Origin of the sequence: Pseudomaricurvus alcaniphilus (assembly GCF_011440395.1) — a bacterium.
GTDB classification, from domain to species: Bacteria; Pseudomonadota; Gammaproteobacteria; order Pseudomonadales; family Cellvibrionaceae; genus Pseudomaricurvus; species Pseudomaricurvus alcaniphilus.
In genome coordinates, this window is record NZ_JAAOIX010000001.1 from 473,398 (window position 1) to 495,125 (window position 21,728).

At 59.0% G+C, this 21,728-nt stretch carries 21 protein-coding genes; 7 read left to right on the forward strand and 14 right to left on the reverse strand.

All coding sequences use genetic code 11. The features are described from left to right. Positions 1–50: 50 nt before the first annotated feature. The 4 genes from G8764_RS22685 to G8764_RS02065 all read right to left on the reverse strand — a co-directional run bounded on the left by G8764_RS22685 (position 51) and on the right by G8764_RS02065 (position 4,718). Positions 51–254, reverse strand: coding sequence for a DUF3012 domain-containing protein (locus G8764_RS22685; protein ID WP_166161367.1), 204 nt, complete (start codon positions 252–254; stop codon positions 51–53). Next, positions 251–1,246: a porphobilinogen synthase gene (gene hemB / locus G8764_RS02055; protein WP_166161368.1), complete on the reverse strand. Its 996-nt coding sequence runs from the start codon at positions 1,244–1,246 to the stop codon at positions 251–253. Before hemB ends, G8764_RS22685 begins: the two co-directional genes overlap by 4 nt. Positions 1,247–1,561: 315 nt before the next feature. Next, the gene (gene cysS / locus G8764_RS02060) at positions 1,562–2,947 is read right to left on the reverse strand and encodes a cysteine--tRNA ligase (protein WP_166161370.1); all 1,386 of its coding nucleotides are present in this window, start codon (positions 2,945–2,947) and stop codon (positions 1,562–1,564) included. Positions 2,948–3,023: 76 nt separating this feature from the next. Further along, on the reverse strand, positions 3,024–4,718 hold the full coding sequence (locus G8764_RS02065; protein ID WP_166161372.1) for a glutamine--tRNA ligase/YqeY domain fusion protein: 1,695 nt from the start codon (positions 4,716–4,718) through the stop codon (positions 3,024–3,026). Between the two features lie 197 nt (positions 4,719–4,915). Here G8764_RS02065 and G8764_RS02070 point away from each other — a divergent pair, with 197 nt between their 5' ends. The 3 genes from G8764_RS02070 (at position 4,916) to tsaA (ending at position 7,146) form a co-directional block, all read left to right on the forward strand. Continuing rightward, the gene (locus G8764_RS02070) at positions 4,916–5,410 is read left to right on the forward strand and encodes a peptidylprolyl isomerase (protein WP_166161374.1); all 495 of its coding nucleotides are present in this window, start codon (positions 4,916–4,918) and stop codon (positions 5,408–5,410) included. Between the two features lie 239 nt (positions 5,411–5,649). Beyond that, positions 5,650–6,393 carry a UDP-2,3-diacylglucosamine diphosphatase gene (locus G8764_RS02075; RefSeq protein ID WP_166161376.1) on the forward strand — a complete coding sequence of 248 codons (744 nt, stop codon included), beginning with the start codon at positions 5,650–5,652 and terminating at the stop codon, positions 6,391–6,393. Between the two features lie 36 nt (positions 6,394–6,429). Further along, on the forward strand, positions 6,430–7,146 hold the full coding sequence (tsaA, locus tag G8764_RS02080; protein ID WP_166161378.1) for a tRNA (N6-threonylcarbamoyladenosine(37)-N6)-methyltransferase TrmO: 717 nt from the start codon (positions 6,430–6,432) through the stop codon (positions 7,144–7,146). 64 nt (positions 7,147–7,210) lie between these two features. Here the strand turns inward: tsaA and hmpA are convergent, their stop codons facing one another. After that, positions 7,211–8,395 carry an NO-inducible flavohemoprotein gene (gene hmpA / locus G8764_RS02085; protein WP_166161380.1) on the reverse strand — a complete coding sequence of 395 codons (1,185 nt, stop codon included), beginning with the start codon at positions 8,393–8,395 and terminating at the stop codon, positions 7,211–7,213. 274 nt (positions 8,396–8,669) lie between these two features. Here hmpA and norR point away from each other — a divergent pair, with 274 nt between their 5' ends. Continuing rightward, a complete protein-coding gene (gene norR, locus G8764_RS02090) occupies positions 8,670–10,217 on the forward strand; it encodes a nitric oxide reductase transcriptional regulator NorR (RefSeq protein ID WP_166161382.1) in 1,548 nt (515 codons plus the stop codon). Between the two features lie 127 nt (positions 10,218–10,344). On the opposite strand, the gene G8764_RS02095 is transcribed toward norR, so the two are convergent. The 4 genes from G8764_RS02095 to G8764_RS02110 form a co-directional block, all read right to left on the reverse strand. Next, entirely contained in the window at positions 10,345–11,322 is a 978-nt protein-coding gene (locus G8764_RS02095) for an HPP family protein (protein WP_166161384.1), read from the reverse strand. A 131-nt stretch (positions 11,323–11,453) separates the two neighbouring features. Continuing rightward, complete coding sequence (locus G8764_RS02100; RefSeq protein WP_207951630.1) at positions 11,454–12,320, reverse strand: HpcH/HpaI aldolase/citrate lyase family protein; 867 nt, start codon at positions 12,318–12,320, stop codon at positions 11,454–11,456. An 82-nt stretch (positions 12,321–12,402) separates the two neighbouring features. Then, positions 12,403–12,804 (reverse strand): SMI1/KNR4 family protein, encoded by a 402-nt coding sequence (locus G8764_RS02105; RefSeq protein ID WP_166161386.1) that lies wholly within the window; start codon positions 12,802–12,804, stop codon positions 12,403–12,405. Positions 12,805–12,813: 9 nt separating this feature from the next. Continuing rightward, positions 12,814–13,215 carry a hypothetical protein gene (locus tag G8764_RS02110; RefSeq protein WP_166161388.1) on the reverse strand — a complete coding sequence of 134 codons (402 nt, stop codon included), beginning with the start codon at positions 13,213–13,215 and terminating at the stop codon, positions 12,814–12,816. A gap of 145 nt (positions 13,216–13,360) precedes the next feature. Here G8764_RS02110 and G8764_RS02115 point away from each other — a divergent pair, with 145 nt between their 5' ends. After that, entirely contained in the window at positions 13,361–14,080 is a 720-nt protein-coding gene (locus G8764_RS02115) for a DUF3581 family protein (RefSeq protein WP_166161390.1), read from the forward strand. Positions 14,081–14,097: 17 nt separating this feature from the next. Here G8764_RS02115 and G8764_RS02120 read toward each other — a convergent pair whose 3' ends face one another. Beyond that, entirely contained in the window at positions 14,098–14,985 is an 888-nt protein-coding gene (locus G8764_RS02120; protein WP_166161392.1) for a LysR substrate-binding domain-containing protein, read from the reverse strand. A gap of 146 nt (positions 14,986–15,131) precedes the next feature. Between G8764_RS02120 and G8764_RS02125 the strand changes: the two genes are divergently transcribed. Continuing rightward, positions 15,132–15,905, forward strand: a complete 774-nt coding sequence (locus tag G8764_RS02125; protein WP_166161394.1) for a ferredoxin--NADP reductase — start codon at positions 15,132–15,134, stop codon at positions 15,903–15,905. A 24-nt stretch (positions 15,906–15,929) separates the two neighbouring features. Here the strand turns inward: G8764_RS02125 and G8764_RS02130 are convergent, their stop codons facing one another. The 3 genes from G8764_RS02130 to prfB all read right to left on the reverse strand — a co-directional run bounded on the left by G8764_RS02130 (position 15,930) and on the right by prfB (position 19,386). Then, positions 15,930–16,640 (reverse strand): hypothetical protein, encoded by a 711-nt coding sequence (locus G8764_RS02130; protein WP_166161396.1) that lies wholly within the window; start codon positions 16,638–16,640, stop codon positions 15,930–15,932. A gap of 125 nt (positions 16,641–16,765) precedes the next feature. Further along, a complete protein-coding gene (gene lysS / locus G8764_RS02135; RefSeq protein ID WP_166161398.1) occupies positions 16,766–18,265 on the reverse strand; it encodes a lysine--tRNA ligase in 1,500 nt (499 codons plus the stop codon). Between the two features lie 25 nt (positions 18,266–18,290). Beyond that, positions 18,291–19,386 (reverse strand): peptide chain release factor 2 gene (gene prfB / locus G8764_RS02140; protein ID WP_166161400.1). Its coding sequence is split into 2 segments (ribosomal slippage): positions 18,291–19,313 and positions 19,315–19,386, totalling 1,095 coding nucleotides; the frame shifts between segments, so codons are not numbered across the junction. A 190-nt stretch (positions 19,387–19,576) separates the two neighbouring features. On the opposite strand from prfB, the gene G8764_RS02145 reads away from it, so the two are divergent. After that, positions 19,577–20,239, forward strand: coding sequence for a nitroreductase (locus G8764_RS02145; RefSeq protein ID WP_166161402.1), 663 nt, complete (start codon positions 19,577–19,579; stop codon positions 20,237–20,239). Positions 20,240–20,278: 39 nt separating this feature from the next. Here G8764_RS02145 and G8764_RS02150 read toward each other — a convergent pair whose 3' ends face one another. Then, on the reverse strand, positions 20,279–21,169 hold the full coding sequence (locus G8764_RS02150; protein WP_166161404.1) for a DMT family transporter: 891 nt from the start codon (positions 21,167–21,169) through the stop codon (positions 20,279–20,281). Positions 21,170–21,728: the final 559 nt, after the last annotated feature.

Consider the following 21,728-nt stretch of genomic DNA (forward strand, 5'->3'; position numbering starts at 1 on the left):
TCTCAAAAAACGCACTCGCCAGTCACTCGAATGCTGCACAAGTAATTTGGCTATTCGTACAAACAGGTCCTGGAAAAGCTGCGCGTCTCGGCGTCGGTCCAATCGCCATTGGCCTTCTCCATCATCAGCTCGCACCACTCTTCGCCCACCGGCTCCGGCGCACCCCAGAACCCGCCCGAGACCAGGCTCAGGCCCAGCAACGCCACCAGCAAACCCGCCAACAACAAGATCAGTATGCCCAGATACTTTTTCACGGCTTGAGCCAGTCGGCAATGGCCTCGGCAAAATAGGTGATCACCAGGTCGCAGCCGGCCCGCTTAAACGCAGTCATAATTTCCATCACAATGGCCTCTTCATCAATAACTCCGGCGGCGGCGCCAGCTTTAATCATGGCGTACTCGCCACTGACCTGGTAGACCGCCAGCGGTCGCTGACTATTGGCGCGCACAGCGGCAATAATATCCAGGTAAGCAATACCAGGTTTAACCATCAGGATATCGGCACCTTCCAGTTCATCCTGCATGGACTCTGCCAATGCTTCGCGGCTGTTGGCCGGATCCATTTGGTAGGTGGAGCGAGTGCCTTTAAATGTACTGTCCACGGCGTCGCGAAACGGCCCGTAAAATGCCGAGGCAAATTTGGTAGAGTAGGACATGATGGGGATATGGCTATAGCCCGCCTCGTCCAGCCCCTCTCGAATGGCCGCCACCATGCCGTCGATCATGGTGGAGGGGGCGATCATATCCACACCGGCCCGGGCCGCCACCACCGCCTGCTTTTGCAGGTTGGCAAGGGTCGCGTCGTTGTCCACATCCACACCCTCGTGGGAACCTTCACAGAGCACTCCGCAGTGACCGTGATCGGTGTACTCGCAGAAGCAGTTGTCGCTGATCACCACCATTTCCGGCTGCGCTTTCTTGGCGCTGCGAATACAGCGCGCCATCAGGCCGTCGTCGGCCCAGGTGTCCGAACCGATACTGTCTTTGTGCCGGGACACGCCAAACAGCAATACCGCCTTGATGCCTTTGGACCAGGCCCGCTGCACTGCGCCTGCCAGTTGATCTTCCGGGTAGCGCACCACGCCAGGCATACTGCTGATGGCCAGCGGTTCGGTGATGCCCTCCTCGATAAATAGTGGCAGGATCAGGTCGTCAGTGGAGATGGTGGGCTGGCGCACCAGGTCGCGCAATACGGAGGTGCGGCGCAGGCGGCGGAAGCGGAATTCAGGGGTTATGGTGTTGGTCATTTAATAAAGGCCACTCAGTTAATAATTACTTTTGGTTTCCAGCCCGCGCGAGAGGGTGGGAGGCACCATAGAAAACACGCCGTAAATACGTCCATGTAGGCTCGACTGCGGCAGAGCCGGCCCCGCGAGCAACGCGAGTGCATTGGGTCTCCATGCCGCAGACGGTTTTCCCTGGTACCTCCCACCCTCTCGCTCACATTGCGGGTATGCGCATATTCCTGCCAGAAATCAACGCTTCGTCTGCGGGTTGTCATCAGCTGCAACACTGGCGCTTTTTTCATCTATCGATAATGTGGCGGTAGTTGCCTCGATGAATCACTCCCGCCGCCACTTGGTGCCCTCGCGGGAATCCTCCAGCACCACGCCCAGGGCTTTCAGCTCTTGCCGGACTTCGTCGGCGCGGGCGTAATTCTTGTCCAGCTTGGCCTGGGCGCGCTCGGCGATCAGGGCCTCGATCTCAGCGGCCGATATACCCTCCTCGGCACTGCCCGCCGTGGAGGTGAACCAGGCTTCCGGTGATTGCTGCAAAATACCCAGCAGTGCACCTGCCTGCAGGATCAGCCCTTTCAGGCGTGCCTTTTCCGCTGCCTCGGCCTTATTCAGGGCCTTGGCCATTTGATGCAGCTCACTGATGGCAATCGGCGTATTGAGGTCGTCGAGCATAGCGCTGTAGAAAGGCTGGGTCTTGATGTCCACCGATGGGTCGGCCACCACCTCTTCGGCGTCGCGCAGAAATCCGTAGAGGGAATCGAGGCTGGCTTTGGACTGGTTGAGCAGGTCGGCGGAGAAGTCCAGCTCGGAGCGGTACTGGGCCGACAACAGGGCAAAGCGAATCACCTCGCCCTTGTACTGCTGCAGCAGTTCGCGCACGGTGCGAAAGTTGCCCAGCGACTTGGACATTTTCTCACCACCGATATTGATATAGCCGTTGTGCATCCAGTAGCGCACGTATTCCTTGCCGTCGTGGGCGCAGCAGCTCTGCGCCACTTCGTTCTCGTGGTGGGGAAAGACCAGGTCGCGGCCGCCACCGTGAATATCGATGGTTTCACCCAGGTGTGCTTCGATCATGGCACTGCACTCCAGGTGCCAGCCCGGGCGACCGTAGCCCCAGGGGCTGTCCCAGCCGGGTTCGTCGCCGCGGGAGGGCTTCCAGAGCACAAAATCTCCGGCGTACTGCTTATAGGGGGCTACTTCGACCCGGGCGCCGTCGAGCATATCTTCCAGCGAGCGATTGGACAGCTGGCCATACTCCGCCATGGATTGCACCGCAAACAGCACGTGCCCTTCGGCGACGTAGGCGTGGCCCTTGTCGATCAGGCGCTGCACCATGCTGATCATCTGCGGCAAGTGGTCGGTGGCGTAGGGTACGATGGTGGGCGCGAGGTTGTTGAGCTGGGCCATGTCGGCCTCAAACTCCCGGGCGTAGCGCGCCGCCAGCGTTGAGATGGGCTCGCTGTTCTCAGCCGCCGCCTTCATGATCTTGTCGTCAATATCGGTAATATTGCGGGCGTAGATCACCTCCGCGTATTCACTCTGCAGCAGGCGAAACAGGGTGTCAAACACCACCACCGGGCGAGCGTTGCCTATATGTACAAGGTTGTAGACTGTGGGGCCACAGACGTACATTTTGACCTTGCCCGCCTGCAGCGGTTTGAATTCTTCTTTCTGGCGCGTGCTGGTGTTGTAAACGTGTAGAGTCATTGTTACTGCGTATACCTTGTTTGCTAGAGCCTGGTTTGCCAGGGCCCTGACTGACAGAGCCTGGCGGCCCGGAGTTCTATACCTTGGAGGCCCAGTTATCTTTCAGGCCAATGGTCTGGTTAAATACTGGCCTGGCGGCGCTGGAGTACTTGCCATCGAGACAGAAGTAGCCCTCCCGCTCAAACTGGTAGCTCTGCTCCGGTACGGCATTGACCAGGCTGGTTTCCGCCTTGCAGCCCTCGATGATGGTCAGTGACTCCGGGTTCAGTGCCTGCAGGAAATCCTTGTCGCCGGCATCCGGTGCGGCGTCACTGAACAGCCGATCGTAGAGGCGCACTTCGCAGTCGACACAATTGCTTGCGTCGACCCAGTGAATGACTCCGCGGGGCTTGATCCCATCCTGCGGATTTTCACCCACCGTGCCCTCCACCAGGCTGGCCTTGAGTTCGACAATATTGCCGGCCGCATCCTTGACACTCTCGTCGGCTCGAATCACGTAGGCGCCGCGCAGGCGGACGTAATCCCCCAACACCAGGCGCTTGAACTTCTTCCGTGACAGACTGGTGTCTTCACTGTAATCGCTGCTGTCGATAAAAATTTCCCGGGACAGGGGCAGTTGCCGCTCGCCCAGCTCAGGCCGGTTAGGGTGCACCGGTTGGGTCATGGTCTGCACTTCACCGGCCGGCAGGTTGGTCAGGGTCACCTTTAACGGGCTCAGCACACACATGGCGCGCGGCGCGTTGTTGTTGAGGTCATCGCGCACACAGTATTCCAGCTGCCCCACGTCGATGGTGCTGCCGGACTTGGTGACCCCGATCAGCTCGCAAAACTGGCGCAGTGACGCCGGGGTGTAGCCGCGTCGGCGCATGCCGGAAATAGTGGGCATGCGCGGGTCATCCCAGCCATCCACATGGCCCTCGTCCACCAGCAGTTTCAGTTTGCGCTTGGAGGTAACCGTGTAATTCAGCTCCAGCCGGGCAAACTCGTACTGGGTGGGTTTGTGCGGCACCGGCAAGTTGGCGATAAACCAGTCGTACAGGGGTCGATGATCGGCAAACTCCAGGGTGCAGATGGAGTGGGTGACCCCCTCGATGGCATCCTCCTGGCCGTGAGCAAAGTCATAGGTGGGGTAGATACACCACTTGTCGCCGGTTTGATGGTGGCGCTGCTTGCGAATGCGGTAGAGCATCGGGTCGCGCAAATTCATATTGGGGCTGGCCATATCGATCCTGGCGCGCAATGAACAGGCGCCCTCTTCGTATTCGCCAGCGCGCATTTTCTCGAATTCAGCCAGATTCTCCGCTACGGTTCGGTTGCGGTAGGGGCTCTCCTTACCGGGCTTGGAGGCCCAGCCGCGGTACTCCCGCGCCTCATCGGCGGACAGGTGACACACGTAGGCCTTGCCCTCATTGATCAGGTGCAGCGCCCACTGGTAAAAAGTATCGAAATAACTGGAGGCGTAACGCACCTCATCGGCCCAGCTATAGCCCAGCCACTGCACGTCGCGCTTGATGGCCTCGACGTACTCCAGCTCCTCTTTGGAGGGGTTGGTGTCGTCAAAGCGCAGGTTGCAGGCGCCGCCAAACTTTTCCGCCAGGCCGAAATTGAGGCAGATAGACTTGGCGTGACCAATATGCAAATAGCCGTTGGGCTCGGGCGGAAAACGGGTGATCACTTTGTCGACCTTGCCCTGCTCAAGGTCCTGGCTGATGATTTGTTCGAGAAAGTTCAAGGGTCTGGTAGTACCGGATTTACTGCTAGTTTCGCTCATATTCTTACTTAACTTGGATGGCTGCCCTGCGGGCCGGATAGGGTGCTGGTCTTATCCAGCTCCTACCCGAACCGGCAAATCGTGTATTATAGCCGTCTCGGGGTGCGGTAAGCACCTTTTTTGGCAATCCTGGTTGGCAACCCTGCCTCACCGGGCCCACACAATCTGACAGCAATAATATGGCAGGAAACACCGACATGATCACACTGCACACTAACTTTGGCGACATTACCCTGGAACTGGATTTCGACAAGGCCCCCAAGACCGCGGCCAACTTCCTCCAGTACGCCGAAGACGGTTTCTACGACGGCACTATTTTTCACCGCGTCATCAATAACTTTATGATTCAGGGCGGCGGTATGACCGCTGACATGAGCCAAAAGAAAACTCGCGCGCCAGTGGAAAACGAGGCCGACAACGGCCTTACCAACGACACCTACACCGTTGCCATGGCCCGCACCATGGACCCGCACAGCGCCACTGCCCAGTTTTTTATCAATGTGAGCGACAACAATTTCCTCAACCACACCGGCAAGAACTCCCAGGGCTGGGGCTACTGTGTGTTTGGCAAGGTTACCGAGGGAACCGACGTGGTCGACAAGATCAAGGGCGTCAAGACCGGCAGCCAGGGGGGCCACCAGGACGTACCGGTCGATGCAGTCACCATTGACAAGGTTACAGTCAACAAGTAACCCGGTTATCGCGACTTATCATTGCGGCGCAGACCCCGCGCCGCGACACAGGGGTTTGCCCAACCGGTGCCAGCAGAACGCTGGTACTGGCCCGGTCCAACTTACACCCCGGCCCAACTTAACCCTGGACCATCCTGGCCCCGGTCGAGCTAGGCCCCATTCGAACCTGGCCCCAGTCCAATTTAAATCCAGGCTAAGCCCCGGCTTTTTACTCCACTTACTCCACAATCCAAGCGCCTATGACCACGCTCTTTATCTCCGACCTGCATCTCGATGCCAAGCTGCCCCAACTGAGCGCCGCGTTCGCACAATTTATGCAGCTGCAAGCGCCGGCCGCCGATACGCTGTTTATCCTCGGTGACTTTTTTGAGGTCTGGATCGGCGATGACGACCGCTCTGAATTCAACCTCGGCATTGCCGAGCTGCTGCGGGAGTTTACCGATAACGGTGGCGAACTCTACCTGATGGTGGGCAATCGGGATTTCCTGATGGGGCAAGACTTTGCCGACGAGTGTGGTGCCATGTTGCTCGACGACCCGGCCCTTATCGATTTGTACGGTGTCCCCACCCTGCTGATGCACGGCGACAGCCTCTGCACCCGCGACACCGACTATATGGCGTTTCGACACCTGTCCCGCTCCCCCGAGTGGCAACAGCAGATGCTGTCGCAACCGCTGGAGGTGCGCCGCGCATTCGCCGACCAGGCGCGGCAACAGAGCCAGGCTCACAACCGTGTGCAGGCCGCCGACATCACCGATGTGACCCCCGCCGAGGTAGCGCGAGTGATGCAGGAATACGGCGTCCAGCGCCTGATCCACGGCCACACCCACCGCCCGGCAAGGCATGAACTGGAGCTCAACGGTGAAACCGCCGAGCGCATCGTGCTGGGCGACTGGGGCAGTCACCTGTGGTGGCTGCAAGCCGAGCCCGACGGCACACTGGAATTGTGCCAACAGCCCATCGACGCCTACCTGGCCAAGTGACTGGCAGCAGACGGCAATGATTGGCAGCAGACGACAATGACCGGCGACCAGACGACAGGCTTCGAATTCGATCCCATCGGCACCATCCACACCCCCTACCCGGAAAAATTCGCCGTGCCGCGGCAACCGGGACTGGTGCCCGCGGCCCGCTCCCACATTGAACTGCTGGGGCGCTGCAACCGCGAGGAGATTGTGCGCGGCCTGGAAGGCTTCTCCCACCTGTGGCTGGTGTTTGTTTTTCACCAGGCCCAGCGCGACGACTGGAAACCCACGGTGCGGCCGCCGCGCCTGGGCGGCAACCGGCGGGTCGGGGTATTTGCCTCCCGCAGTCCGTTCCGGCCCAACCCCATTGGCCTGTCAGTGGTCACTTTGGAAGGCATCGAACAGAGTGGCGGCCACTGGCGTGTCCTGGTAGGCGGTGCCGACCTGGTGGACGGCACCCCCATACTCGATATCAAGCCCTACCTGCCCTATGCCGACGCCCTGCCGGACGCCCGCGCCAACTATGCTCCCGAGCCACCGGCGCAAACCGTAGCGGTGCAATTCTCCGAGCAGGCCCTGGCGCAACTGGACCAATTGGTCGATGCACCGCCAAATTTCCGCACCTTGATCGAGCAGGTGCTGGCGCAACGGCCCCAGCCGGCATACCACAGCGACGACGAGCGCATCTACGGCATGAGCCTCTACCACTACAATATCCAGTGGCGCCAGAGCCGGGATGTGTGCCTGGTGGTGAACCTGGCCCTGAACTAAAGCCCCGGTTCAGAGCCCATAGCCGCAACTGCAAAGCACAGGCCCGCGCTAATCTGCAGCGAGATTAGGCGCTCGCCTCCAGCGCCTCCAGCGGGCCAAAGAACTCGTATTTGATATTCGCCACCGGCACGCCGATGCTTTGCAGGGCGCGGTATCCCGCTTGCATAAAACCCTTTGGCCCCAGCATATAGACATCGATATCCCGCTCTGCCGGCAGTACGCCGTCGAGCATCTCCGGGCTGATAAAGCCGGCGAAGTGCGGCCGATCGTCCGGCTCAGGCTTTTCATAGCAGTAATTGACCTGCAGGTTGCCGTGCCGGGCCAGTAACTGGTCGACGTTGTCCTTAAAGGCGTGATGCCGGCCGTTCAGCGCCGCGTGGACAAAATGCACATCCCTGCCCCGGGCCAGCGCCTCAGGCAACATACTCATGGCCGGGGTCACACCGACACCGCCGGTCAACAGCAACAGTGGGCGCTCCGCATCATTCAGGGTAAAGCTGCCCGCCGGCGGTGTCAGCTTGACGCTGTCACCCACCTGCAGGTGATCGTGCAGGTAATTGGACATCACCCCGCCGGGCTCGCGCTTGACGCTGATGCGGTAATAGCCCGTGCCGGCCTGGCCTGAGAGGGAGTAATTGCGCCGCAAGGTTTCACCATTCGCGGCCACCACAACGGTGGTGAATTGCCCGGGCAAGTGCGTGCAAATGGCGCCGCCGTCCGCGGCTTCAAAATAAAACGAGGTAATCACCTCGCTCTCCGGCTGCTTGCGCCGCAATACAAACTCGCGCTCGCCGCGCCAACCGCCCTCGCGCTGCTCGGCTTGCTGGTAAGCCTGCTCTTCGGCGCTGATCAGCAAGTCTGCCAGTTGTTGATAGGCCTCAGCCCAGGCCGCCAGGATCTCGTCGCTGGCCACATCACCCAGTACCTCGGCGATCGCCGCCAGCAGGCACTCACCGACGATGGGGTAATGCTCGGGGAGGATATTCAACGACACGTGTTTCTGCACAATCAGGGCGACCGCATCGCCCAGCACTTCGAGCCGATCGAGATTGGTGGCGTAGGCCACCACCGCGTTTGCCAGCGCTCGCGGCTGGGTACCCTGGGCCTGGTGCGCCTGGTTAAAGTAGGCTTTCACGTGGGGGTAGCGGCTGAACATCAGCGGGTAAAATACCGCGGTGATCTGATCCACTTTGGGCCCCACCGCGGGCAGCGATGCGTTGATTAAATCCTTGCTCTTTTGTGACAGCATTAATATATCTCCAAACAGTTAGTATTTGGGCTGCGGTGGCGCACAATCGCAACCCGCTCCCCGAGGGAATCTTTACTTCGAAATTTCCAGTACAGAACGACTGGTGCAATACCCGTTGCAATAGTCGTTGTAATACCTCTTACAACATTCATTACAACATCCAATACAATATCCGTACCAATATATAACCGTTTGATATTTATAGTTTTTTCAATTAATGTTGTCACTTTGACAAGTTAATAAAGTTATCATTTCAACAACAATAAAGGTCAATATGACAACAAGCAATTTTATCCAGTCACTGCTCACCATTGTCACCGACCTGGCGCGACCACTGTCAGAACGGGAGCGTTTCCAGCGCCTGCTACAAGCGCTAAAACAGGTTTTTCCCTGCGATGCCACTGCCCTGCTGCAACTGCAACAGGGCAAACTGATCCCGCTGGCCGTAGACGGTTTGAGTGAAGACACCCTCGGCCGGCAGTTTGATCTCGACCAGCACCCGCGCCTCGCCGCCATATTGCTCAACCGCAAGCCGCTGCGTTTTGATGCCAACTCGCCGCTGCCTGATCCCTACGACGGACTTATTGACATCAGCAGCCACGACCTCAAAGTTCACGACTGCATGGGCGTCTCTCTCTATATCGATGCCAAGCCCTGGGGTGTGCTTACCCTGGATGCCGCCGCAACCGGCACCTTCGACGACATCAGTACGGCGGAGCTGGAAGCTTTTATCCGCCTCGCCGAAGCCACGGTTACCGCCGCCGAACTGATTCGCAGCCTGGAGAGCAAACTGCAACGGGAACACCAGGTGGTGCAGGCCGTGCTGGCCGAGCGCAACGCCCAACCCATGCTCGGCAACAGCCCGGCCATGGAGGCACTCAAACGGGACATCGAAGCGGTCAGCGCATCAGACTTGTCGGTTTTGATTTACGGTGAAACCGGGGTTGGCAAGGAGCTCGTGGCACAACAAATCCACCGACATTCCACCAGGGCCGAGGCGCCGCTGGTGTACGTCAACTGCGCCGCGCTGCCGGAAAACCTGGTTGAGAGCGAACTGTTCGGCCACATCAAGGGCGCCTTCTCCGGCGCCACCCAGCTCAGGGCCGGCAAGTTTGAGGTCGCCGATGGCGGCACACTGTTCCTGGATGAGGTGGGCGAACTGCCGCTGGCCGCCCAGGCGAAATTGTTGCGGGCGCTGCAGTGCGGTGAAATTCAACGGCTGGGCAACGATACGCCGCTGTCGGTGGATGTGCGCATTGTCGCCGCCACCAATCGCCAACTGCCCGAGGAAGTGGCAGCGGGACGCTTCCGCGCCGACCTCTACCACCGCCTCAGCGTATACCCGATCCAGGTGCCGGCGCTGCGCCAGCGGCAGCGCGATGCGGTGTTACTAGCGGGATTTTTCCTGGAGCAGCAGCGCCGCCGTTTTGGCCTGCAAGCGGTGCGCCTGACCCGGGAAACCCAGGCCCAGCTGCTGCATTACCACTGGCCCGGCAATGTGCGCGAACTGCAACACAGTATCAGCCGCGCCCTGCTGAAAGCCAAAAGCCGGCACCGAACCACTCCGGCACTGCTGCACATCACCCCGGAGGACCTGGATATACCCCGGCAGGAGAGCCCGGCTGCGACCACCAGCGCCGCCGCAGAAATTCACCAACCGCCGCCAGCCATCGCAAACCTGAAACAGGCCACCGACAACTTCCAGCGGCAACTGCTTGAGCAAGCCCTGCAGGCCAACCAAAACAGCCAGGCCCAGGCAGCCAAACAGCTGGGCATGGATCGCAGCAATTTTCACCGCCTGAAGAAACGCCTGGGGCTGTAAAATCACTGCCACCAGCCGCCAGGCCCAGCCCGGGTTCAAACCACTGTTGCGGCACTGCAACGTTTAACCCCGTGCCGCTCAACCCCGCCAGCCTGGTTCGCAACCAATCGGTACCGCCCGGTAAGCCCTAGCCTTCGCTGACCAGTTTCACCCAGCGATTGTCCCGCTTTTCTACTTCAAACCGTGCCCACTGCCGGAATTCATCGCGCAGGCAAATATCGGTGATATAGGATTGATCGCCGGCGACAACCTTAAAAATAATCTTGTCATTGGCGGGACGCACATCGGTGGATTCATCCACCACCTGGCGCACGCTCCACAGGCGGCCCAACTTGCCGTTACTGTAAAACTTTCCAGCCACAATCTCGGCCGGGTGAGTGATGTTTTTTTCCGCGTGCTGCTTGGCCAGCTCCAGCAGCTCGGTCAAACCCTCCGCCGTGATATCGACATAGGAGTCCAACTCCTGCATGGCCGCGGAGAAGTCCTCCTGGGTTAATTCAAACTGGCGATTGGGCGGCTGCGACATTCTCGCAACCTTGTGCTTGCGAGCCAGGTGAGCGGGATAACGGCGCCAGGCAAAAAGACTGTTAAAAGCAATGGCGGCCAACAGAATGACCAGCACATTCAACAGAATGGGAACCAGCAGGTAAAAATAACCGAGCTCATGCACCTGCGTCCCGCCCAAAACCGCAGTGAGTGCCGTTGCACCTCCGGGAGGGTGAATACAGCGGCAGTAGTGCATGGCTCCGATAGCGAGCCCCACCGCCAGGGCCGCCGACCACAGGGTATCCTGGAACAGCTGGAAACAGGTCACCCCAATAAAAGCCGACAACAGATGACCAGCCAGCAGCGGCCAGGGCTGCGACAGTGCCCCCTGGGGCACAGCAAACAACAGCACGGCGCTGGCACCAATGGACATAACGACCAGGTAACCCGCCGCCGCATCGAGCAAGCCCAGCTGGTGCATCCCGCCGCTCACTGCGGCCACCGCCATTATCCCCAGCAGTGCTCCCAGTGCGGATATTATTTTCTCCCCGTGGCTGGTCCGGTTCTGTTCAAAACCGACCAGCAGGCGAAGTTCACCCAACCAAACCCTGCTTCCCATAGCGCCAATCCTTGCTTCTGCACCATTGCAGTGCGCCATTCTAGGACTGTTGGCGAGAAATACAACGCCCTGCCACTGGCGGCAGCTATTCGCGCACCAGGTTAAGGCAGCCAGGCATCAAGCGGCGGCGCTTACTGCCGCTCGGCAATGGCATCCCAAATGGCCAGGGTGCGATGGGCCTCTTCCACGTGCAGAACCTCCACCAGCTTGCCGTCTACGACCACTACTGCCTCGCCCGCGGCCTCGGTTTCCCGCCAGGCGTCGATAATCTTGCGCGCCCGCACTACATCGGCCTCCGCCGGACTAAACACAGCGTTGGCCGCAGCGATCTGCTTGGGGTGAATCAGCGATTTGCCGTCAAAGCCAAGATTGCGGCCCTGCTCGCAAATCGCCAATAGCCCACTTTCATCATCCAGAGCAAGATGCACCCCGTCGAGGATATCCAGCTGATTGGCTCGCGCCGCCAGCACACACTGGCTCAGGGCCGAAATAAATCCGAGCCGGTCGGCAGTATGGGGAATACGCATATCCTTGGCCAAATCCGACGTCCCCATCAACAGCAACGACAGGCGGACATCCGCCGCGGCAATCTCCTGCACATTGACCACTCCCCGCGGGGTTTCAATCATGGCCCAGATCTCCATCTGCGCCGGCGCTCCCGCCTCTTTCAGCAGCGCCGATACTGCCCGCACTTCGGCCGCCGACTCCACCTTTGGCATGCACACCGCCGACACCGGTGCCCGCGCAATGGCCAACACATCCTCCCGCCCCCATGGCGTCGACAGTCCGTTGGCGCGAATCACCAACTCCCGTTTGCCGTAGCCACCGGCCTGCACCGCCGCCAGCACCTGCTCCCGGGCGGCCTCCTTCTGCTCCGGCGCCACCGCATCCTCCAGGTCCAGCACTAACACATCAGCCGGCAAGGTTTTGGCTTTTTCCAGCGCGCGCTGATTCGAGCCCGGCATATACAGAACGGAACGGCGTGGTCGCAACGACATAACTATCTCCCCAAAAATAACGAAATAAAAAAGCCGAATTCTACCGCAGCTGGCTCTTTGCAATGGCAGTAATTACGCGCCCTTAACTCTGCATCCACACATCCCGCACCCAATACCAGACATTCTCCCAGGTCTCCTCAGCGTAATCCCCATGGGTCCAAAGCTTGACCTCCCCATCCTGGGCCACGCAATAATAGCCGTCGGGGCACTCGCACAACGCGATCATCTCCCGCGGCATACCCAGCGACCAGGCCGTCGAGGTCACCTCCGGCAAATAGGTGTGCGAAGCCGGATCGGCCACTGTTACCGGCTCCAGGGAACCGTACACCACATCCGTCGCCGTCATCAGGAACTCGCGAAAATCACGTGGCAGCGGCATCAAAATCTGCTCCTGGGCATCCACCACCTGGTCATGCTCAGGCAACTCCAGCGGCACCGGCACATCCTCCGCCAGCTCATGTAACTCATCGATCAACTCTTCCATAACCTTCCCTTATTGACTGCCAAGACGGCCACCCGGCAAACGCACTACCCGCTCACCGCTGCCATCGATACGCAAAAAATCATCCTGGTGCTCGTATTCCTGGCCCGGATCACACTGCACCGGCACCCCCAGTGCCGCAAACACCTCCCGGGCACACTCCGCATCGGTACGCCAGGGCGTATGGGCAGACTTGAACCAGAGACAGGTATAAGGGCCACCCTCGATACCCGCCTGGATATGGATCGGAATTGGCGGTTGCCACTCAAGGGTTGTATACACCCTGGCGCCTTTCGATCGCCCTGCACCCGGCTGCCCAGGCCCCAGCTCCTGCAGCGGTCCGAGGCGACTCTTGAGCCAACCCAGGAGCTTTTTTAACACCGGCTCGCGAATGTAAATCTCGATATCGTCCACTTCAAACTCCCGCCTTTAGTACCGCTCGCCGAGCTGGCAGCCCGACGCCATAGGCAGCGGCCCCTGAATTATTACAACTGTTTTGGTTTTCGCTTATCGCCCTGCTAGAATCAAATTATCCAAACCACCTGGCGACCCCAACCTCATGCAGCTAGACACGTATTTCCAACCTGTAGCCACTAGCGCAACCGACGCGTTTTCATTCACCCGTCAACACGCAAGCAACTTTGCCAAACGGGTAGCCGACGATTTTAATCCCATCCACGACATCGACGCCAAGCGTTTTTGCGTACCCGGCGACCTGCTGTTTGCCATCGCCCTGTCCAAACTGGGGCTGAGCCAGAAAATGCACATCAGCTTTTCCGACATGGTAAGCGACGGGGTCGAGCTGCACCTGCAACAAGAGGACGATGAGCATACCGCCATCCAGGACGCCAACGGCAAAACCTACCTGCGTATAAGCGCCAGGGGTGAGCACTGCAGCGACCAGGATAAAATTCGCGGCCTCACGGAACAGTACGTCGCCTTCTCCGGCACCACCTTTCCCCACGTACTGGTGCCACTGTGGCAACAGCACGACGTTATGGTCAACCCCGCCCGGCCGCTGGTGATCTATGAATCAATGAGCATTGAGCTGGACGACTTCGATTTTGACCGGCCAACATTGCAATTGGCGCAACCCTCGCTGGAAGTCAACGGCAAGCGCGGCAATGTGCGACTGCCCTTTGTCTTCAAGCAGGGCGATCGTGAAATCGGTCACGGCGAAAAACGCATGGTCATCAGCGGCCTGAAACCCTTCGACAAGGCCGCCATTGACGACCTGGTGGAGTTTTACAACCGCAGGAAAGTCGAACTGGGCTGTTGAGTTGCCGTTTAGCCCAACTAGCTGGCGGTATAGGTCTCACACAGCTTTAGCCAGCGATCGATACCGGGCCCCCGATACTTCTGTTTGTGCAGGATAATATAGAACTGCCGGTGCCAATCCCTGTGGGGCACCGGCAGCGGCACCAGACTGCCCTGGGCGATGGCCTCGCACAGGGTAAATTCGGACAGGCAACCGACCCCGAGCCCCGCGGCAACAGCCCGCTTGATCGCTTCGGTATGTTGCAATTCATGGCGGATATTGAGCCCAGGCAAAATGCCGTGCATGGCGCGATCGAAAGCCTGGCGAGTACCCGACCCGGACTCACGCACCACCCAAACCAACCCCATCAGGTCTGCATCCGTTAACTCACTTTTACCGGCCATGGGGTGGTCGGGCGCGCAAAACACCACCAGGTTATCTTCCTGCCACTTGATCACATCCAGGTCGTGGTGCTGCAACTCGCCCTCGATCAGGCCGATATCGAGCTCATAGTTTTCCACCATGCGCGCGATCGACTCAGTATTGGCCACCACCAGGTTCACATCCGCGCCCGGATTTTCCCGCAGGTACTGCGCCATCATATCCACCGCCAGGTAGTCGCCGATGGTGAGGGTGGCGCCCAGCTTCAGCAGCCCCTCCTCCCGGTGCTGTTTCAAGTCCCGCTCGAACGCCTGCGCCTGCTCCAGCAGGGCTTCCGCCTTCGGCCGCAACAGCCGGCCGAGGCCGTTTAACTGCAGGCGCTTGCCGACCCGGTCGAACAATTGGATATCAAACTGCTGCTCCAGGTCCCGCAGCGAACTGCTGGCAGCGGATTGCGACATGGCCAGGCTGTCGGCAGCGCGGGTAATATTTTCAAAGTGGGCGGCAGCGAGGAACACTTCCAGCTGTCGTAGTGAGTAACGCATGACTATCCCCGAGATCGCGGTGTGCTTGCGCAGGCCGCACTCTTATCGGTAAATCCGATTAATCAATGCCGAACTACGCGTTTTACGTATATGCTAGTGCAATCCTAAACTGACCACAATCACTATCTGGTATTGAGGATTCAGTCATGGCCACCGTTATCAAGGAAAGAGTCACCAGCGTCCACCACTGGAACGACAACCTGTTCAGCTTCAAAACCACACGCGCGCCGGATTTGCGCTTTGAAAGCGGCCACTTTGTCATGATGGGTCTGGAAGTCGAGGGCAAACCGCTGATGCGCGCCTACAGTATTGCCAGTGCCAATTACGAGCCAGAGCTGGAGTTTTTCAGCATCAAGGTCGCCAACGGCCCGCTGACATCGCGACTGCAAAATATCGCCGTCGGTGACGAAGTGCTGGTCAGTACCAAGCCCACCGGCACCCTGGTGGCCGACCACCTGCTGGCAGGCCGCCACCTGTATTTGATCAGTACCGGCACCGGGCTGGCGCCATTTATGAGTATCATTCGCGACCCGTCAGTGTACGAGCGCTTCGACAAGATCATCCTCACCCACGGTGTGCGCTCGGTCTCTGAACTGGCCTACCAGGATGTGATCCTCAAGGATTTGCCGCAGCACGAATACCTGGGCGAACTGGTGCAGGAGCAACTGATCTACTATCCCACGGTCACCCGGGAGCCCTATCACAACCAGGGCCGGTTGACCGATTCGATGAAATCCGGGCAATTGAACCGGGCGATAAACCTGCCAGATATCTGCCCTGAGAATGATCGCTTTATGATCTGTGGCAGCCCGTCAATGCTGAAGGACACCTGCCATTGGCTCGATGGGGAGGGATTTATTGAGTCGCGTCACGGCCACCAGGGCCACTATGTAGTCGAACGAGCGTTTGTGGAGAAATAACCCGCTGCGCTGGCGCGCTTCGGCTCAGTCCCACTCCATAAAGGGTTCAGCGCCGGGCTTGTCCGGCGCTGGCTTCTGCGTTTGATTTGGTTGCGCCAATGACTGGCGCCGCGCCGCCCGCCGCTGCTCCTCGTTGGCCAGGTAATCATGGGCGGCCCGCTCGGCATGGGTCGCCTGCAACCAGGGATGGGTATACACCACAAAACGGGTCAATTTGCGGGTCAACACCTGCCGCACTTCCGCCGCCAGAGCCGAGTCCACCGCGCTCAGGCGAGCAAAATCCAGCTCAAACATCTGCAAGCAGGCAATATCCTTGATGTAGTGCAGCCCCCGCAAAGTGGACAACTTGACCACCGGCAGTGGTGTCACCTCGCCGCCCTTGCTGAACAAATCGCTCTGCTGGTAATCGTAGGGCACAAACGCCCCCTGGTCGGCATCGTAGCAGGCCAGTACCGGCAAGTCTGTTTCGCTCTTGGGGTCGTAATGAAGGTACATCTGGCTGGGTGAAAGGCAGCTTTCCGGGATGCGGAAACTGACCCCTTCTTTGGGAATGACTTTGGGCAGATAGCGGTGTGAGCCGGCGTCACGCAGACGAAATTCCGGGATCAGGCGCTCCGAATGGCCGGTGTGGAGAGCAAAGCCGCGCTCCAGCACCATACAAAACAGATTAAAATGCTGGTCCTGCGTTTTGAACGGCACCAGCTGCGATTCGTCCGCCCTGTCGTAACCCCACATTGCCACCTCCACTGGAGACAAATCTTCCCTGAACAATAACGAACTATACCCGAAACCCCAAGTAAACCTGTGACGCCGCCCACAGTTTGCGCATTACCTGTCGCTAAAACCAGCCGCCCGGGAAATTACTCCGGGCGCATGGCGGGAAACAACAGCACATCCCGGATTGAGGGCGAATCGGTGAGCAGCATCACCAGTCGGTCGATACCGATGCCCTGGCCCGCCGTCGGCGGCATGCCGTACTCCAGCGCGCGCACGTAATCGGCGTCGTAGTGCATGGCCTCGTCGTCGCCGGCGTCCTTTTCCGCCACCTGGGCGCGGAAGCGCGCGGCCTGGTCCTCGGCATCGTTGAGCTCGGAAAAGCCGTTGGCGATCTCGCGCCCGCCGACAAAAAACTCAAACCGGTCGGTGACAAACGGGTTGCTGTCGCTGCGCCGCGCCAGCGGCGACACTTCGGTGGGATACTCGGTGATAAAGGTGGGGTTATCGAGACGGTGCTCGACGGTTTTCTCAAAGATTTCGATCTGCACCTTACCCAGCCCCCAGTTGTCTTTCAGGGGGATATCCAAATGTTCGGCAATCTGCCGCGCGCCCTGCTCATCCGCCAGTGCCTCGGGCTTGATATCCGGATTGAAGTGCAAGATTGAATCAAACACGCTGATGCGCCGGAACGGCTGGCTGAAGTCGTAGGCCGTTTCCTGCACCACCTCGCCCTCGGCATTTTTCACCGTGCTGCGGATCTCGCTGCTGCCGATCACCTGCTCGCACAGCTTGCGCAACATATCCTCGGTCAGGTCCATCAGGTCGTGATAGTCGGCGTAGGCCTGGTAAAACTCGAGCATGGTGAATTCGGGGTTGTGACGGGTGGACAAACCCTCGTTGCGGAAACTGCGGTTGATCTCGTAGACCCGGTCGAAGCCACCCACTACCAGGCGCTTCAAATACAACTCCGGGGCGATGCGCAGGTACATATCGATGTCCAGCGCATTGTGATGAGTGGTAAATGGTTTGGCGGTGGCGCCGCCGGGAATCGGCTGCAGCATCGGGGTTTCCACCTCGAGAAACTCCCGCGCATTGAGGTAGCTGCGGATAAAGGCGACGATGCGCGAGCGCATTTTGAAAGTCTCACGCACCTCCGGGTTGGCGATCAAATCCACATAGCGCTGGCGGTAGCGCATCTCCTGGTCGGCCAGGCCGTGGTACTTGTCCGGCAGCGGGCGCAGCGCCTTGGTCAGCAGTTGATACTGGTCCAGCTGCACGTACAGATCGCCCTTGCCAGACTTGTGCAAGGCACCCTCGATACCAATGACATCCCCGAGATCCAGTGATTTGGCGAACCCGCGCGCCTCCTTGGTGACATAGAGCTGGATGCGGCCGGAGCTGTCCTGCAGCTCCATAAACGCACCGCGGTTGCGAATCAGGCGACCGGCGACGCTGACCACCTTGCCCAGCTCCTCCAGCGCAGCTTTCTCCTGCTCGCCGTATTCGTCCTGCAGGTCTTGCGCCTTGTGCCGGGGACGGAAACTGTTGGGGAACGCATTACCCTGCTCGCGCAAAGCCGCCAGTTTGGCGCGGCGCTCCGCGATCAGCTTGTTTTCATCCTGGGGTGTTTGGTGGTCAGTCATAGCAAATCCGTCGTATCTTGTCGCTTTACAAGCCGGCTTTTAAACTGGCTTCGATAAATTGGTCCAGATCCCCGTCCAGCACCGCCTGGCAGTTGCTGGTTTGCACCGAGGTGCGAAGATCCTTGATGCGCTGGTCGTCGAGCACGTAGGAGCGAATCTGGCTGCCCCAGCCAATATCCGCCTTGCTGTCTTCCATCGCTTGCTTTTCGGCATTGCGCTTGAGCATTTCCTGTTCGTACACCCGCGCCCGCAGCATTTTCCAGGCGTTGTCGCGGTTCTGGTGCTGGGAGCGTTCACTCTGGCACGACACCACGATACCGCTGGGGGCGTGGGTCAGGCGCACCGCCGAATCGGTTTTGTTGACGTGCTGGCCGCCGGCACCGGAAGCCCGGTAGGTATCGGTGCGCACATCCGCCGGATTGATGTCGATTTCGATATCGTCGTCGATTTCAGGTGACACAAAGACCGAACAGAAGGAAGTGTGGCGGCGGTTGCCGGAATCAAACGGCGACTTGCGCACCAGTCGATGCACACCGGTTTCGGTGCGCAACCAGCCGAAAGCGTACTCGCCCTCAAAGCGGATGGTGGCGCTCTTGATGCCCGCCACTTCCCCGGCGGAGGCCTCTTCCAAGGTGGTCTTAAAGCCCTTCTGCTCACCCCAGCGCAGGTACATGCGCAGCACCATTTCGGCCCAGTCCTGGGCCTCGGTGCCACCGGAGCCGGACTGAATATCCAAAAACGCGTTGTTGGCGTCCATCTCGCCGGAAAACATGCGCCGGAACTCGAGCTTCGCCAGGTGTGCCTCCAGGCTTTCGATTTCCGTCTCTACCTCGGCAACACTGTCTTCATCCTCTTCGTCGGCGGCCATTTCCAGCAATTCGCGACAGTCGCTGACCCCTTGATCCAGGTTTTCAATGGTGGCAACCACCTCTTCCAGGCTGGAGCGCTCGCGCCCCAGTGCCTGGGCCCGCTCAGGATCATCCCAAACGGACGGCTCCGCCAGCTCCAGCTCGACTTCGGTTAAACGCTCTTTCTTCTCAGCGTAGTCAAAGGTACCCCCTAAGAACGTCGGTGCGTTCTTGCAGATCCTTGAGGGAATTTACCAGCGGTGCGATTTCCATAGAAGCCCTATAAGTGGTTGGCGTGGCGGCAAAAATCAGGCGCGAATTGTACAGGAGGCGCCACCTTATCTCCAGAGTGCTGCTGCACATCAGCGATTAACAAATATTTACCCACCGCCCCGGCGCAACCATTCAGTTTCCCGCAAGGATTGTTTATTCTTGCCCCAACCCCAACTCCAATGAGCCATCCATGAACGTTATCGAAGCCCTGCACGCCCGCGTTTCCGTGCGCGCCTTTCTCGACCAACCCATCCCGGCCGCCACCCTGCAAACCATCTTTGCCAGCGCCCAGCAGGCGCCCTCCAACTGCAATACCCAGCCCTGGCAGACCTACGTGGTCTCCGGCGCAAAAAGGGAAGAACTAAAACAGCGGCTGCTGGCACTGGTGACCAGTGGCGCCGAGCCCAACCCGGATTTCGACTGGAAGGTCTACTACGAAGCGGAACATAAAGTGCGTCAATACGGCGCTGCCAACGCCCTCTATTCCGCCATCGGCATTGAGCGCCAGGACCGCCAGGCCAGGCAGCAGGCCATGATTCGCAACTGGGAATTCTTCGACGCTCCGCACGTGGTTTTTTTCACCATGGAGAAATACCTCAATATCATGGGCGCGGTAGATACCGGCATCTACGCCCAGTCGCTGGCATTACTGCTAACCGAGCACGGCCTTGGCTGCTGTATGCAGGGTGCACTGGGCCAATACCCCGACCCGATCCGGGAACTGCTGGACATCCCCCCCAGCCGCGGGGTGCTATTCGGTATGTCAATCGGCTATCCGGACCCGGATGCCATCGTCAACCGCGCCCGCACAGAGCGCGAGGAACTGGGTAACGCCGTTACCTTTGTCGACTAGTTGTCGACTAGTTGTCGACTAGGCACCCTGCCAGGCAAATCAGGCAGCTTTAGCCCGGCGCGAACCCAACAGATTAATAAACGCCCCCAACACGATCAGCGCACCCCCCACCAGGGTCCATACCCCGGGCACCTCGCTAAACACCAGCCACCCCAGCAGCGCCGCAAACACCACCTGCAAATAGGAAAAACTGGTGGCCTTGCTGGCGGTTTCCGTCTGCATGGCCTTGGTCAGGCCAACCTGGCCAACCTGGGTGGCAACCCCCACCGCCAACAGCAGCAGCCAGTCCCAGCCGCTGGGCATAACAAAGTCACTGCCCAGCAACAGCAGCGACACCGGCAGCGCAATAATGGGAAAATAAAAAATAATCACCGACGGATCTTCCCGTCCACTCAAGGTGCGCACCAGCACATAGGCCACGGCGCTGCCGAAGGCGCCAGTAATCGCCGCCACAATGGCCAGCGGCGGATAACTGGCAGCCAGCTCAGTAAACAAAAACTCTGGGCGGACAATCGCCAACAAACCCGCCAGACTAAACAGGATACACAGCAGGGTCGAACGCTGCAGCCGCTCACCCAAAAACACCAGCGCCAACAACGCAGTAAACATCGGGTGCAAGTACTGCAACACAGTCGCTTCGGCGTAAGGAATCGTAGTAAGCGCGTAGTACACACAGATCAGCGCCAAAGTACCCACCCCGCCCCGAGCCAACAACAAGGTCTTGTGAGTGCCCAACAGGGGAATACGCTTACGCTTTACGTCCAGGTAACTGATCAGCGCCGACACCAGCGAGCGCGCCGCAACAATCTCCAGCAGCGGAATACCCCGGACACTGGCCAGCTTCACAAACATCCCCATCAAAGCGAAACCAAAGGCGCTGAGAATCATATAGCGCGCACCGAGGGGTACAAAAGCAGATAACGACTGCATCAAAGCCAGTCCTGTTAAAAAATTTAAAGTTGAATTAGCCGGAGCTTTACGACGCTGAATGACTGCGGCAAGCGTTCTCGCCTGCCGCATAGTGCAGATCGGCAAGCCCGGCAAGATACTGCGCAGGTCGCGCAGTCTACAGTTTATCCCGCTCAACACCAAAGCCTGGCAGCTCAAATCAGAACACTGGACACTAGACGCTGGCAATAAAGCAGGTCTGACTGCGGAAGCTTGCTTACAAGCCCCTCGTCAACACGGATGCTACCGCGGAGCCTCCAACGAAGCTTATCCCGATCACCACCAAAGCCAAGTATCTCAAAGCAGGAAGCTGGACGCTGGCAATAAAGCAGGTCTGGCTGCGGGTGATTGCTTTCAAGACCCTCGACAGCATGGATGCTGTCGTGGAGCCCCCATGGACGGGTGCACGGCGAGTCTTGAAAGCAAGCACCCGCAGCCAAGCCGGATAAAGAACTAATACCCCAAACAGCTATATTCCCCGACAGCACCCTCGCTCACAGGGAAACTCAAAAAGGTCATCGAGTCACCAGTTTACAGATAT